The organism is Mycobacterium attenuatum (assembly GCF_900566085.1).
In the GTDB taxonomy this organism is placed as follows: Bacteria; Actinomycetota; Actinomycetes; order Mycobacteriales; family Mycobacteriaceae; genus Mycobacterium; species Mycobacterium attenuatum.
In genome coordinates, this window is sequence record NZ_UPHT01000057.1 from 19,995 (window position 1) to 33,378 (window position 13,384).

A 13,384-nucleotide genomic window follows, 5' to 3' on the forward strand; every position below is an offset into this window, starting at 1 on the left:
GCACTCGTGATGGGCCGGACGGATGGCTGATCCGGCCCGCGCACGTCGACTGGCCAAACGGATCACCACCATCGTCGCCTCCGCGATCGAGTACGAGATCAAGGATCCGGGGCTGGCGGGGGTCACCATCACCGACACCAAGGTGACCGCCGACCTGCACGACGCGACGGTGTACTACACGGTGATGGGCCGCACGCTGGACGACGAGCCGGACTACGACGCCGCCGCGGCGGCCCTGGACCGGGCCAAGGGTGTGCTGCGCGCGAAGGTCGGAGCCGGTACCGGGGTGCGATTCACGCCCACCTTGAGCTTCACCCGCGACACCACCTCCGACACCGTGCATCGGATGGAGGAGTTGTTGGCACGCGCCCGCGCCGCCGACGCCGACTTGGCGCGGGTTCGGCAGGGCGCCAAGCCGGCCGGCGACGCCGACCCGTACCGTAATGGCGGGGCTTCCGGGGGACTTAGCGATCAGATCGAGGCTGGGGACACCGGTGACGACGACCGATCGAAGGACTGAGCTGGCCGAGGTGCCGAGCTGTGCGGGTGCGCACGTCGACGCCGCGGGCGCCGTCGAGCTGCTGTCGGCCGCCGCCAGCGTTGCGGTGATCGCCCACGTCCATCCCGACGCCGATGCCATCGGTGCCGGATTGGCACTGGCCCTGGTACTGGATAAGTGCGGCAAGCAGGTCGAGGTGAGTTTCGGGGCGCCGGCGACGCTGCCGGAGTCACTGGCGTCCTTGCCCGGCTGCCACTTGTTGGTGAGCCCAGGTGCGATGCGCCGCGATGTCGATTTGGCGGTGACCGTGGATGTGCCCAGTGTCAGACGGCTCGGTCGTCTAAGTCACCTGGCCGGTCCCGGACGAGATGTGCTGGTGATCGACCACCATGCTTCCAACGATGCGTTCGGCACCGCGAACTTCATCGACCTGACGGCAGACTCGACCACGATGATGATCGCCGACCTTCTCGACGTCTGGGGCAAGCCGATCGAGGCGGACGTTGCCCAGTGCATCTATGCCGGATTGACGACGGACACGGGGTCGTTTCGGTGGGCAAGCGCGCGCGGGTATCGACTGGCGGCGCGCCTGGTCGAGATCGGCGTGGACAATGCCGCCGTCAGCCGGACCTTGATGGACACCCACCCGTTCGAATGGTTGCCGATGCTGTCGCGGGTGCTGGGTTCGGCGCGGTTGGTGCCCGCGGCGGTCGATGGCCGGGGGTTGGTCTACGTGGTCGTCAACAATCGCGAATTTCTCGTGGCGCGTCAGGAGGAAGTAGAGAGCATTGTCGACATCGTGCGCACCACCGAGCAGGCCGAGGTGGCGGCGGTGTTGAAGGAGGTCGAACCACGACAGTGGTCGGTATCGATGCGGGCCAAGCGCGATATTGATCTGACGGCCGTTGCCGCGCGGTTCGGCGGCGGCGGCCACCGGCTGGCAGCCGGCTATTCGACGAGCGGCTCCATCGACGATGCGGTGACGTCGCTGCTCGCGGCTCTGGGCTAACGGTCGTTGAGCGACGGCGGACGGTCTCGCGTACCTGGCCGCCGGATCGCGGCGCTGGCCTTGCCTGCGCTGGGAGTGCTGGCCGCCGAGCCGTTGTACCTGCTCTTCGATACCGCCGTGGTGGGCCGGCTGGGCGCACTGTCGCTGGCGGGACTTGCGATCGGCAGCCTGGTGCTTGGCTTGGTCGGTTCGCAGGCGACCTTTCTGTCGTATGGCACGACCGCGCGCTCGGCGCGCCAGTTCGGTGCCGGCGATCGGGCCGCTGCGGTAGTCGAGGGCGTGCAGGCGACCTGGCTGGCGGCGGGTTTGGGCGGGGCGACCATCGTGGTGGTGGAAGCCGCGGCGGTGCCGCTGGTGTCGGCGATCGGGGGTAGTAGCGCGATCTCGGCGGTGGCGTTGCCCTGGCTGCGGATCGCGATCCTGGGGGTGCCGGCGATTCTGGTTTCGCTCGCCGGCAACGGCTGGATGCGCGGGGTGCAGGACACCGTGCGCCCGCTGCGCTATGTGATCGCGGGTTTTGGGTTGTCGGCATTGCTGTGCCCGCTGCTGGTTTTCGGCTGGCTGGGCATGCCGAAGCTTGGGTTATCCGGTTCTGCAGTGGCAAATCTGGTTGGTCAGTGGCTGGCGGCGCTGCTGTTTGGAGGCGCGTTGCTGGCCGAGCGCGTGCCGTTGCGGCTCAATGGGCCGGTGTTGCGCGCACAACTGGTCATGGCACGCGACCTGATCGTGCGGGGTCTGGCCTTCCAGGCATGTTTCGTCTCGGCTGCGGCGGTGGCCGCGAGGTTCGGCGCCGCCGCGCTGGCGGCGCACCAGGTGGTGCTGCAATTGTGGGGTTTCCTTGCCCTGGTTCTCGATTCGTTGGCCATCGCGGCGCAGGCACTGGTCGGTGCCGCGCTGGGTGCGGGTGACGTCGTCCACGCAAAGTCGGTGGCCTGGCGGGTGACGGTGTTTTCCCTGCTGGCGGCGGGCGTGCTGGCCGTTGCATTAGGGGTGGGGGCGCCGCTATTGCCCGCGCTGTTCACCCATGATCGATCGGTGCTTGCCGCGATAGCGGTGCCGTGGTGGTTTCTGGTGGCCCAATTACCCTTCGCCGGAATCGTTTTCGCGCTCGACGGGGTGTTGCTGGGTGCCGGCGACGCTGCCTTCATGCGCACCGCCACGGTCGTCAGCGCCCTGATCGGCTTTCTGCCGCTGACCTGGTTGTCGTTGATGTACGGCTGGGGCCTGGCGGGCATCTGGTCGGGGCTGGCCATGTTCATCGTGCTGCGACTGCTCTTCGTCGGATGGCGGACCATGAGCGGCCGGTGGGCGCTGACCGGAACGACCTGACCCGCCGAAATGCCGCCATGGGTGCCGTCAGGGTCGCGGGCCCGACCGTGGCGGCAATCTCTACGCCAACCGGCCGATACACTGCGCCGGTGACCCCCCTCCTCCCCGACGCGCGCCGAGCGCGACACCGGCCGTGGCGGGATTACGCGCTGTTTGCCGTTCTGGTCGGCCCCAATGTGGGGCTGCTGCTGCTGTTCATCTACCGCCCACTGGCCGACAACATCAGGTTGTCATTGTTCGACTGGAACATCTCCGATCCGGAAGCCGAGTACGTCGGGTTTTCCAACTACGCCGAATGGTTCGCTCGTGACGACACCCGCCAGATCGTGGCCAACACCGCGGTGTTCACCACGGCAGCAGTGGTCGGTTCGATGGTGTTGGGACTGGTGCTGGCGATGCTGCTTGACCAACCGCTGCGTGGACGAAACCTGGTGCGCTCCACCGTATTCGCGCCGTTTGTGATCTCGGGGGCGGCCGTCGGCCTGGCGGCGCAGTTCATCTTCGACCCCCACTTCGGTCTGGTGCAAGACCTGTTGGCGCGCATCGGAGTCGACGTGCCGAACTTTTACCAGGATGCGCACTGGGCGATGTTCATGGTGACGGTCACCTATGTCTGGAAGAACCTCGGATACACCTTCGTCATCTACCTGGCAGCGTTGCAAGGGGTACGCCGAGACCTGTTGGAGGCGGCCGAAATCGACGGCGCCAGCCGATGGACCACGTTTCGCCGGGTGCTGTTGCCGCAGCTGCGCCCCACCACCTTCTTCCTGTCGATCACCGTGCTGATCAACTCGTTGCAGGTGTTCGACGTGATCAACGTCATGACCCGCGGTGGCCCGCAGGGCACCGGCACCACCACCATGGTTTACCAGGTCTATTTGGAGACGTTCCGCAATTTTCGGGCCGGTTACGGCGCCACCGTGGCCACCATCATGTTCCTGGTGCTGCTGGCCATCACCTACTACCAGGTGCGAGTCATGGATCGGGGGCAGCGGCAGTGATGTCAGCAGGCCGTCGCACGACCGCTCGCTTGCTCGGGTATGCGGCAATGTCGTTGGTTGTCCTACTGATCGCGGGGCCGTTGCTTTTCGTGTTCTTCACCTCGTTCAAAGACCAGCCGGACATCTATTCGCAGCCCACCACCTGGTGGCCGCCGCGCTGGTATCCGCAGAATTACCAGACCGCGACCGAGCAGATTCCGTTTTGGACCTTTTTGCGTAATTCGGTGATCATCACGTCGACGCTGGCCGCGGTGAAGTTCGTGCTGGGTGTGCTCTGCGCATTCGGCTTGGTATTCGTCCGATTTCCGGGCAAGAACGCGGTGTTCTTACTGATCATCGCCGCCCTGATGGTGCCCAACCAGATCACCGTGATCTCGAATTATGCGCTGATCTCACAGCTGGGCTTGCGCAACACCTTTGCGGGCATCATCCTGCCCCTGGCAGGTGTCGCGTTCGGGACATTCCTGATGCGCAACCACTTCCTGTCGCTTCCTCCCGAGATCATCGAAGCGGCCAGGATGGATGGCGCGCGCTGGTGGCAACTTCTCTTGCGGGTGGTGCTACCTATGTCGGGACCCACCATGGTGGCCTTCGGCATCATCACGGTGGTCAACGAATGGAACGAATACCTGTGGCCGTTCCTGATGTCTGACGACGAATCGGTGGCGCCGCTGCCGGTGGGGCTGACCTTTCTTCAACAGGCCGAGGGAATCACGAATTGGGGTCCGGTGATGGCGGTGACGCTGCTGGCGATGTTGCCGATTCTGCTGATCTTCATCGCCTTGCAACGGCAAATGATCAAGGGCCTCACTTCGGGTGCGGTCAAGGGTTAGCGCGCCATGAATCCGGTAAGCCGTCGACAGTTCCTCGCACTGGCAAGTGCTGCGGCCGCAGGAGCAACGGGCGGGTGTGCGGGGATGGGCGGCAGCGGGGGAGTGAAGTCGGGTTCGGGCCCGATCACGTTCTGGTCCTGCCACCCCGGCTCATCCACTGCAGTGGAGAAGGAGTTGATCAACCGGTTTCAGAGCCGTTTCCCGGATCTGGCGGCCAAGCTGATCGACGCTGGCAAGGACTACGAGGAGGTTGTGCAGAAGTTCAATGCGGCGCTGATCGGGACCGATGTGCCCGACGTCGTGTTGCTGGACGACATCTGGTGGTTCCACTTCGCCCTGAGCGGTAATATCACCCCGCTGGAAGATTTGTTCGACGAAGTGGCAATGGACACAAGCGATTACGTCGACTCGCTGTTGGCCGACTACGAGTTCAACGGCCGGCACTATGCGTTGCCGTATGCTCGCTCCACGCCGCTGTTTTACTACAACAAAGCGGTATGGGAACGTGCCGGCCTGCCAGACCGAGGACCGCACAGCTGGCAAGAATTCGACGAGTGGGGTCCGCACCTGCAGCGTGTTGTCACCGCCGGCAACTGGGCACACGGCTGGGCCAACGACACGCTGATCTCGTGGACGTTCCAGGGACCCAACTGGACATTCGGCGGTGCCTACTCCGACGAGTGGACGCTGAAGTTCACCGATCCGGCCACCATCGCGGCCGGCAGCTTTTACCGAGATACCATCCATCGCAAGGGTTATGCGGCGATCGCCAACGATATCAACAACGAGTTCGCCACCGGCATCGTGGCTTCGGCCCTGGCATCGACCGGCGCGTTGATCGGCATCACCGCAGCGGCCCACTTCGATTTCGGGGTTTCGCCACTGCCCACCGGCGCGGGTGGGGCGCCGGGCTGTCCGACCGGCGGCGCGGGCCTCGCGATCCCCACCAAGCTTTCCCACGAACGAAAAGTGAACGCGCTCAAATTCATTGAATTCGTCACCAACCCGGGCAACACGGCGTACTTCAGCCAGCGCACCGGCTATCTGCCGGTGCGAAAGTCGGCGGTCGACGAACCGAGCGAACGTCAATACCTGGCGGCCAATCCCCGGGCACGAGTGGCGCTGGACCAGCTTCCGCACACTCGCCCGCAGGATTACGCACGCGTTTTCCTGCCCGGCGGCAACCGCATCATCTCCAGCGGGCTGGAATCCATCGGACTGAGTGGAGCCGACGTCACGTCAACCTTTGCCAACATCGAACAGCAACTGAAAATCATCCTCGACCGCCAGATCAAACGAAAGCTGCCCGGTCGTGGCTGAAGTCCGGTATTCCGCAGTGACCCATCGCTATTCCGGTGCCGACGCGCCTGCTGTCGACAACCTGGACCTCGACATTGCCGACGGCGAATTTCTGGTCCTCGTCGGCCCCTCCGGCTGCGGCAAGTCCACGGTCCTTCGGCTGCTGGCCGGGCTGGAGTCGGTCGAAAGCGGCCAGATCACCATCGGCGGCGTGGACGTGACTCATCGTCCGCCACGTGAACGCGACGTCGCGATGGTTTTCCAGAACTATGCGCTGTACCCGAATATGACCGTGGCCGCCAACATGGGGTTTGCCTTGAGAAACGGCGGGATGTCGCGCGCGGCCGCCCGGCAGCGAGTACTCGAAGTCGCCAAGATGCTGGAATTGACTGAGCTGCTTGATCGTAAGCCGTCAAAGCTTTCCGGCGGACAGCGTCAACGGGTGGCGATGGGGCGTGCGATCGTGCGCCGGCCCCAGGTGTTCTGCATGGATGAACCGCTGTCGAATCTGGATGCCAAGTTGCGGGTGAGCACCAGGTCACAGATTTCCGGGCTGCAGCGCCAGCTGGGCACCACCACCGTCTACGTCACCCACGACCAGGTGGAGGCGATGACCATGGGTGACCGGGTAGCCGTGCTCAAAGACGGTGTGTTGCAACAGGTTGACAGCCCGCGGACGCTGTACGACGATCCGGTGAACGCGTTCGTGGCAACGTTCATCGGGGCACCCGCGATGAACCTCGTTGAGGTCACCGTGAGCGCCGGTGCGGTGACGTCGCCCGCGCTGGCGATTCCGGTTCCGCGCGGGGCGGTCGGGCGGGTCTTGGCGGGTATCCGGCCCGAATCCTGGGATGTGGTGCCGGCCGGCACTGCGGGATCGCTGGGTGTGCGCGCGGAATTGGTCGAAGAGCTGGGGTTCGAATCCTTCGTCTACACAACCCCTCTCGAGCAGGACGGCTGGGCGTCCCGGGCGCCGCGGATCGTGGTCCGCACCGACCGCCGCACCGCGGTCGGGGTAGGTGATTGCCTGGGCATCGTGCCGCACCCGCACGAGGTGTGCTTCTTCGACAGCGGCACCGAGTCCCGTATCCGCTGAGGACGGCTAACGCAGCTGGGAGCGACCGCGCTTCAGCACGGCCTCGCGGTTGGCGGCGATGTCGTCACCGCTGGTGCGAAATTTCCTGGCGGCCATGGCTTCCAACCACAGCCCGGCACTGGTGTGCGACTCGTCGATGCGGTGGTAAGACGCCAGCAGCGCGCGCACCGCGTTCTGGTTGTTGCCGACGATGGACGTCGCGACCTGGCGGGCGATGGGCAGCAGTTGATCGTGGGGCACCACCTGAGTAACCAGGCCGGTCCGCAGTGCGTCGGCAGCAGACAGGTAATCACCGGTGAGGCTCATCCGCCGGGCCATACCCACGCCTACCTTCTGCGGCAGCCGCACGCTGAGTCCCCAGGTCGGCAGCAATCCCACCCGGGCGTGTGTGTCGGCGAAGCGGGCTTGTTCGGAGGCGATCAGGATGTCGCAGTAGAGCGCCACCTCGAGACCGCCCGTCACCGCCGCGCCGTTGATAGCGCCGATCACCGGCTTGGTCATTGCGGGCCAACGCGGTGAGATGTCGGGCAACGCCGATTGTCCGCCCAACTCCTTGAGATCCAGTCCTGCACAGAACACCGGATCAGCGCCGGTGAGAATGATGACGTCTACGGCGCCGTCGGCGTCGGCTTCGGCAAGGGCTCCGAAAAACCGGTCCCGGAGCGCGGCGGACAACGCATTGCGGGACTGCGGGCGGTTCAGCGTCAAGGTGCGGATCCGCTCGTCGGTGTGGATCAGCAGGATGTCGTCGGTCATTAGCCAACCGTAGTCAGCCCGGGCCGGCCAGCAACCGCTGTCGGTGGCCGCCCGCCAAGAACCTTGCGGATCCGCGACGCCCGCCAGGCGAAACCCGGCACGTCACGCTAGACGCCTACGTTGAGAGCGCAACCAGGACCCCCGTATCCGCAGTCGACGTCGGGCGGCGCGGCGCCGCTGTCAGGTATACGGCGGCGTTCACTGACGAATGTCTTGAGCTGACATGGCGACGCGATCGAGTCGTTTTCGGGAATGTTACGTATTAGCCGTGAAGGCGACTTTGGAGTAGCTGAGCAATGTACGACGGGTGAATATTCATGTTCTGAGTTGGGGCTTGACCAGCGGACACGTAATATTCGCTTCAGTCAGCTAACAAGTGCATATAACAACAATTGTTAAAATAGCTGTTAGCTAAGTCACTTTTGTCAGTGCGCGTGGGCCAGAAGTGTGACCGGCTTCACCCGCCACTGCCGAGCTGGGAGACGAAGCGATGGATTACGGAGGCTTGCCACCGGAAGTCAACTCGGCGCGCATGTATACCGGCCCGGGGTCGATGTCGATGACGACAGCGGCATCGGTCTGGAGCGCGCTGGCAGCCGAATTGGATTCCGCAGCCGCCGGCTATGAAAAGCTGGTCACCCAGCTGGCAGGGGAAGGGTGGTTGGGCCCGGCATCAACGGCGATGGCGGCTGCCGTGGCACCCTATGTTGTCTGGATGCTGGCCACCGCCGCCCAGGCCGAGCAGACGGCCATGCAGGCCAGAGCGTGCGCGGCCGCATACGAGAACGCCTTCGCTGCGACAGTGCCGCCGCCGATGATCCTGGCCAACCGGCTGCAATTGACCGAGTTGGTGCAATCGAACGTCTACGGCCAAAACACTTCGACCATAGCGGCTTTGGAGTCTCAGTACGGCCAGATGTGGGCTCAGGACGCCGCTGCAATGTACGAATACGCCGCCGCGAGCGGGTCCGCCACGACCTTGTCCCCCTTCAACAAGCCGCCGCACATCGTCAACCCGGCCGGCACATCCGGCCAGTCCGGTGCGGTCGCTCACGCCGCCGCCACCTCGGCCGGCGCCAGCCAATCAGCCCTTTCGCGTCTTATTTCGGGAATCCCCACGGCCCTGCAGGGACTCGCTACCCCGATTAGTCTGGGGACGGCATCCTCACCGTTGGCGTGGCTGTGGCAGATCCTGTTCGGGACGTCGACTTTTCCCACGTCGATTGCGGCGCTGCTGACCGATTTGCAGCCATACGCCAGCTTCTTCTACAACACCGAGGGCTTGCCCTATTTCAGCATTGGTATGGCGAACAACTTTGTGCAGTCCAGCAAGACGTTGGGGTTGCTCGGCGGCACGGCCGCCCCAGCCGCCGCCGGTGCCGCGCAAAGCGGACTGGCAGGCTTGGAGGGCCTGGTGGGTGGCGGTGGGCAGGTGTCGGCCGGCTTGGGTCACGCGGGATCGATAGGCCGCGGGCTGTCGGTGCCGCCCTCGTGGGCGCAGGCCCTCCCGGGCGTCGAGTCCATCCCGGCGCGGATGCCGGTCGAGACGTTCAAGTTCGCGCCCGACGGTGCAGGTTCTGGAAACCTGTTGGGCGGCATGCCGCTTGGCGGGCCGGTCGGGCACGGCGCGGCGAGTTCCGGTCCCCGGTATGGAGTTCGCCCCACAGTGATGGCGCGTCCGCCGTTCGCGGGCTAAGGCTGATGACGACGAGTGCGGCAACGAGCCGCCGAAAACCTGGTCCGCGAGTTACGTTCCCCGCCATGGCAATTCTGTGGCGGTGGATTTTCCCTGCAGGCGAGCGTGCCCAGTCACGGATAGTCCGATGATGTGGGGCGATTACGGGGCGCTGCCCCCGGAGATCAACTCCGCGCGGATGTATGCCGGTCCGGGTTCGGGATCCATGTTGGCAGCTGCTGCCGCCTGGGATGCGCTGGCAACCGAGCTGAGCACGATGGCCGCCGGCTACTCGTCGGTGGTCTCAGAGCTGACCAGCGCACTATGGATCGGTCCGGCCGCGGCGTCGATGGCGGCCGCGGCCGCGCCGTATGTGGCCTGGCTCAGCGCCACCGCGATCCAGGCCGAACACACGGCCAGCCAGGCGCGGGTGGCCGCCGCCGCATACGAGACGGCCTTCACCATGACGGTGCCTCCGCCGACTGTTGCCGGCAACCGCATCTTGCTGATGACGCTCGTTAACACCAACTTCTTCGGCCAGAACACTCCGGCGATCGCGACCACCGAGGCGGAATACGCCGAGATGTGGGCGCAAGACGCCGCCGCGATGTACGGCTATGCCGGCTCGTCGGCAACCGCCACCGTGCTGAGGCCGTTCCACCCTCCGCCGGCGACCACCGACCTGGCGGGTCCGATGAGGCAATCAGCCGCGGTTGCCGAAGCCGCCGCGACATCTGCGGGTACGGCAATATCGGCAAAGATTTGGGGGCTCGCGTCCAGCCCGGCTATATCGCGCGGGCTGGCACGGCTGTCGTCCAACGCGTGTTTCCCGGCATACGCAGCGTTCGCGCAATGGCTCGAGGCGCTGTTGCCCGACATCACTCCCGCGGAACGCACCGCGCTGGTTCGACTGGCGGGGTTGAGCTATTTCGCGATGGGGATAGCACAGTTCATCGCCTCGATTACACAACAGACCATACCGGGAAGCCCCGGCGGTGCCGGCGATTCAGGATCCTCGGTTCTGGACAGCTGGGGCCCGAAACTTCGTATCGGAGCCTCCACCGGCGGTGGGGCGCCCAGGATTTTCGGGGCGCCTGAACAGTATTGGGAACACCTCGACCGTCTGGCCAGACCGGTGTCGGCGGTGATGGCCAAGGCGGGTTCGATCGGATCCTTGTCGACGCCGAGTAGTTGGGGCGCCAGTGTTCGAGCGTTTCACGCTGCCCCGCTGGATCAGGAGTTCGACATCATCGGCTCCTTAGCGAATGCGAAGGCAAACGCCTACCTGCAGGGCATGCCGACGGCGGCGGCCGGCAGGCATGCCGCGGCGCCTGACCAGCGATACGGATTCCGGTATCGGGTGACGCAACGCTCACCGTCTGCCGGGTAGCCGGCTACACCGCACCTATCGTTGAGACATGTGCCGAAACATCACCGAATTGCGCGGCCTGGAACCCCCGGCCACGGCTGCGGAGATCGCGGCCGCCGCGCGCCAATATGTGCGCAAGGTCAGCGGTATCACCCGTCCGTCACCAGCCAATGCCGAAGCGTTCGAAGCCGCGGTTGCTGAAGTGACGGCGACGACGACGCGGCTGCTGGCCGCGTTGCCGGCGCGGCGTCAGCCACCCAAGAGTCTGCCGCCGCTGCGCCGGCCCGAAGTGTTGGCCCGCGTGGCGAGATCCCAGTGACGCCCGCGCTGAAGGAATGGAGTGCGGCCGTGCACGCGCTGCTCGACGGCCGTCAAACCGTGCTGTTGCGCAAGGGCGGCATCGGGGAGAAGCGGTTCGAGGTGGCGGCCGGAGAGTTCTTGTTGTTCCCGACGGTCGCGCACAGCCACCCGCAGCGGGTTCGTCCCGAGCACCGCGACCTGTTGGCCCGCGCGGCCGCCGACAGCGCCGACGAGCACGTCCTGGTTCGCGCTGCGGCGAAAGTCGTTGCAGCACTGCAGGTTAACCGGCCTGAGGGGCTGGACGACATTCAGGATCTGCATATCTGGACCGCCGCGTCGATCCGCGCGGACCGGCTCGACTTCCGGCCCAAGCACAAGCTGGCCGTCCTGGTGGTGTCTGCGATGCCGCTTATTGAGCCGGTGCAGGTCACCCGCATCCCCGAGTACGGCGGTTGCACCAGCTGGGTTCAGCTGCCGATTGCGGCGAGCCTGGCGACGCCGGTGCATGACGGTGATGTGCTAGCGGAGGTGGCCGCCCGGGTCCGCGATGCGGTCGGCTGACGGGCCGACGGGTAGTACCAGCCGGGAATTGCTGAAATGCACCGAATGGGTGGCGGGCTTTGTCTGCCGGCCGGACAGCGCCGGTTCGCCGGTGCCGAGATTGGGTGCGTAGCGGGGAAACCAACTGCCGGCGACCAGGACGCGGATACGGGAGCCGGCTTTGAACCGGTGGGCGACGGCGTCGAGCTCGATGCGGACTGTCTCCGGCGCGTCCCCGAGCCGACGGTAGCCGTCGGTGACATTGCGGGATCGGCCCTTGGCGTCGACCTCGCTTACCCGGACGAACACGTCGACGTTGGGGTTGTCCGAAGAGTGCGTCAATTCGATGATGGGATTTCCGTATATGTACAGATCCTGCGTAATGGTGGTGCCGGTAAAGGACAGGACGTCGTCGCGCAGCGCTAGCCGTGTGTCGTCGCGGTAGCCGCCTTTGGCCAATAACGCGCCGCCGGTGATGGGTGTTGGGTCGGCGGGGTCATAGCGGAAACTCGCCGGTGGGCTGCTGGCCGGCGGCGCCGCCTCGTCCAAGTGGCCATGCGGTGCCAGGTACAGCACCCGTTGGCTGGTCGGCGGCGGCCAGTCGGGCAGTGAACGCCAGTCATGACGGTTCACGAAGACGCGAACGGCATCTGGGCGGCGTGGAGCCGGCGCGCTGCCCAAGTGGGCGTTCAACCAGTCCAACGACTCCCGAGCACAGGTGGCCAACCCTTTACTCATCATCTGGGTATGTGTCCACGGGCCGACTGTCAGCGCCACCTCTACGCCTCGGTCGCGCAGCTGCTGATACTGGTGCAGCGTCTGGTCCAGGAAGATGTCCTGCCAGCCGGTCAGCAGCAGGACCGGAACCTCAACGCGGTCCAACGCGGCGGGATAACGCCGTGATTCCCAGAAGGGGTGATCGTGGTCGGCGTTTTGTACCCAGGATTCGAACCAGGGTGCGCCCTCGCCGAGCAGTGTCCGGGCCGCCGAGTTCATCGGCATCCCAGAGATGGCACGTTTCACCTTGCGCGGCGCCCGTAGCTGGCGGATCGCGCCTCGCAGCGGCCCCGATTCTTCTTGACGCGAAACCAGATAACTCCAGCCCAAGAAGTCGTTGACGGCAAACGATCCGGTGCCCCACACCGAGGCCCGGAAATCGTGTGGCCCCACGGTGATGACGGCCGCGGCCAGCTCCGGCGGCGGATCGTGCAGCAGCGCCCACTGAGTGAAACCCAAGTACGAGAGGCCGACGGTTGCGAACCGGCCGGTGAACCACGGTTGGCGCCGCAACCACTCGACGGTGTCGGCACCGTCGGCCGCTTCGTTGGCCATCGGTTCGAATTCGCCGGCCGACCCGAAAGTTCCGCGCACGCTTTGCAACACCACGTGATAGCCGCGCGCGGCATAGAGCCCGGCGAACACCAAAGAAAACGGGAATCCGCGGCCATAGGGGCACCGGACGAGCAGCGTGCCGGTCGGCTCGGACGTCGTGGGCGCGTAGTGGTCGGCGACCAGGTGAATCCCGTCGCGCATCGGGACGTGCACCCGGCTCACGGTGTAGCGCGTGGTCGCGCGGGGCAGACGCAGCAGCGCGCCAACCGCTCCCGGGACGGCGCGGCCGGCTCGCCTGCTCGGGCCGCGCTGCTCGGACCGTGGCGAGGTGGCGCTCACTGTGCGC

At 65.5% G+C, this 13,384-nt stretch carries 13 protein-coding genes; 11 read left to right on the forward strand and 2 right to left on the reverse strand.

The genetic code is table 11. From position 1 onward, the window contains the following. Nucleotides 1-22 precede the first annotated feature (22 nt). The 7 genes from rbfA to EET13_RS09785 all read left to right on the forward strand — a co-directional run bounded on the left by rbfA (nt 23) and on the right by EET13_RS09785 (nt 7,066). Entirely contained in the window at nt 23-520 is a 498-nt protein-coding gene (gene rbfA, locus EET13_RS09755) for a 30S ribosome-binding factor RbfA (protein ID WP_122442099.1), read from the forward strand. Continuing rightward, nucleotides 495-1,508: a DHH family phosphoesterase gene (locus tag EET13_RS09760; protein WP_122442100.1), complete on the forward strand. Its 1,014-nt coding sequence runs from the start codon at nt 495-497 to the stop codon at nt 1,506-1,508. The genes rbfA and EET13_RS09760 overlap by 26 nt, the downstream gene beginning before the upstream one ends. 6 nt (nt 1,509-1,514) lie before the next feature. Continuing rightward, nucleotides 1,515-2,837 (forward strand): MATE family efflux transporter, encoded by a 1,323-nt coding sequence (locus EET13_RS09765; protein ID WP_122442101.1) that lies wholly within the window; start codon nt 1,515-1,517, stop codon nt 2,835-2,837. An 89-nt stretch (nt 2,838-2,926) separates the two neighbouring features. Then, nucleotides 2,927-3,838: a carbohydrate ABC transporter permease gene (locus EET13_RS09770; RefSeq protein ID WP_244603841.1), complete on the forward strand. Its 912-nt coding sequence runs from the start codon at nt 2,927-2,929 to the stop codon at nt 3,836-3,838. After that, complete coding sequence (locus tag EET13_RS09775) at nt 3,838-4,671, forward strand: carbohydrate ABC transporter permease (RefSeq protein ID WP_122442102.1); 834 nt, start codon at nt 3,838-3,840, stop codon at nt 4,669-4,671. The genes EET13_RS09770 and EET13_RS09775 overlap by 1 nt, the downstream gene beginning before the upstream one ends. 6 nt (nt 4,672-4,677) lie before the next feature. Then, nucleotides 4,678-5,991 carry an ABC transporter substrate-binding protein gene (locus EET13_RS09780; protein WP_122442103.1) on the forward strand — a complete coding sequence of 438 codons (1,314 nt, stop codon included), beginning with the start codon at nt 4,678-4,680 and terminating at the stop codon, nt 5,989-5,991. Further along, complete coding sequence (locus EET13_RS09785; protein WP_122442104.1) at nt 5,984-7,066, forward strand: ABC transporter ATP-binding protein; 1,083 nt, start codon at nt 5,984-5,986, stop codon at nt 7,064-7,066. The genes EET13_RS09780 and EET13_RS09785 overlap by 8 nt, the downstream gene beginning before the upstream one ends. A gap of 6 nt (nt 7,067-7,072) precedes the next feature. Here EET13_RS09785 and EET13_RS09790 read toward each other — a convergent pair whose 3' ends face one another. Next, nucleotides 7,073-7,822, reverse strand: coding sequence for an enoyl-CoA hydratase (locus EET13_RS09790; protein ID WP_122442105.1), 750 nt, complete (start codon nt 7,820-7,822; stop codon nt 7,073-7,075). A 490-nt stretch (nt 7,823-8,312) separates the two neighbouring features. Between EET13_RS09790 and EET13_RS09795 the strand changes: the two genes are divergently transcribed. The 4 genes from EET13_RS09795 (at nt 8,313) to EET13_RS09810 (ending at nt 11,727) form a co-directional block, all read left to right on the forward strand. Further along, entirely contained in the window at nt 8,313-9,518 is a 1,206-nt protein-coding gene (locus EET13_RS09795; RefSeq protein WP_122442106.1) for a PPE family protein, read from the forward strand. A 127-nt stretch (nt 9,519-9,645) separates the two neighbouring features. After that, nucleotides 9,646-10,887, forward strand: a complete 1,242-nt coding sequence (locus tag EET13_RS09800) for a PPE family protein (RefSeq protein ID WP_122442107.1) — start codon at nt 9,646-9,648, stop codon at nt 10,885-10,887. Nucleotides 10,888-10,915: 28 nt separating this feature from the next. Further along, the gene (locus EET13_RS09805) at nt 10,916-11,185 is read left to right on the forward strand and encodes a DUF2277 family protein (RefSeq protein ID WP_122442108.1); all 270 of its coding nucleotides are present in this window, start codon (nt 10,916-10,918) and stop codon (nt 11,183-11,185) included. Then, nucleotides 11,182-11,727, forward strand: a complete 546-nt coding sequence (locus EET13_RS09810; RefSeq protein WP_122442109.1) for a DUF1802 family protein — start codon at nt 11,182-11,184, stop codon at nt 11,725-11,727. The genes EET13_RS09805 and EET13_RS09810 overlap by 4 nt, the downstream gene beginning before the upstream one ends. On the opposite strand, the gene EET13_RS09815 is transcribed toward EET13_RS09810, so the two are convergent. Beyond that, entirely contained in the window at nt 11,686-13,377 is a 1,692-nt protein-coding gene (locus EET13_RS09815) for a CocE/NonD family hydrolase (RefSeq protein ID WP_425294233.1), read from the reverse strand. The genes EET13_RS09810 and EET13_RS09815 overlap by 42 nt on opposite strands. Nucleotides 13,378-13,384 lie beyond the last annotated feature (7 nt).

What these genes read in the sequence shown, in the direction of transcription:
- EET13_RS09775 (WP_122442102.1), top strand. Translation starts at nt 3,838, where the DNA reads ATGTCAGCAGGCCGTCGCACGACCGCTCGCTTGCTCGGGTATGCGGCA.
- EET13_RS09805 (WP_122442108.1), top strand. Translation starts at nt 10,916, where the DNA reads ATGTGCCGAAACATCACCGAATTGCGCGGCCTGGAACCCCCGGCCACG.
- EET13_RS09790 (WP_122442105.1), bottom strand. Translation starts at nt 7,822, where the DNA reads ATGACCGACGACATCCTGCTGATCCACACCGACGAGCGGATCCGCACC.
- rbfA (WP_122442099.1), top strand. Translation starts at nt 23, where the DNA reads ATGGCTGATCCGGCCCGCGCACGTCGACTGGCCAAACGGATCACCACC.
- EET13_RS09780 (WP_122442103.1), top strand. Translation starts at nt 4,678, where the DNA reads ATGAATCCGGTAAGCCGTCGACAGTTCCTCGCACTGGCAAGTGCTGCG.
- EET13_RS09800 (WP_122442107.1), top strand. Translation starts at nt 9,646, where the DNA reads ATGATGTGGGGCGATTACGGGGCGCTGCCCCCGGAGATCAACTCCGCG.
- EET13_RS09795 (WP_122442106.1), top strand. Translation starts at nt 8,313, where the DNA reads ATGGATTACGGAGGCTTGCCACCGGAAGTCAACTCGGCGCGCATGTAT.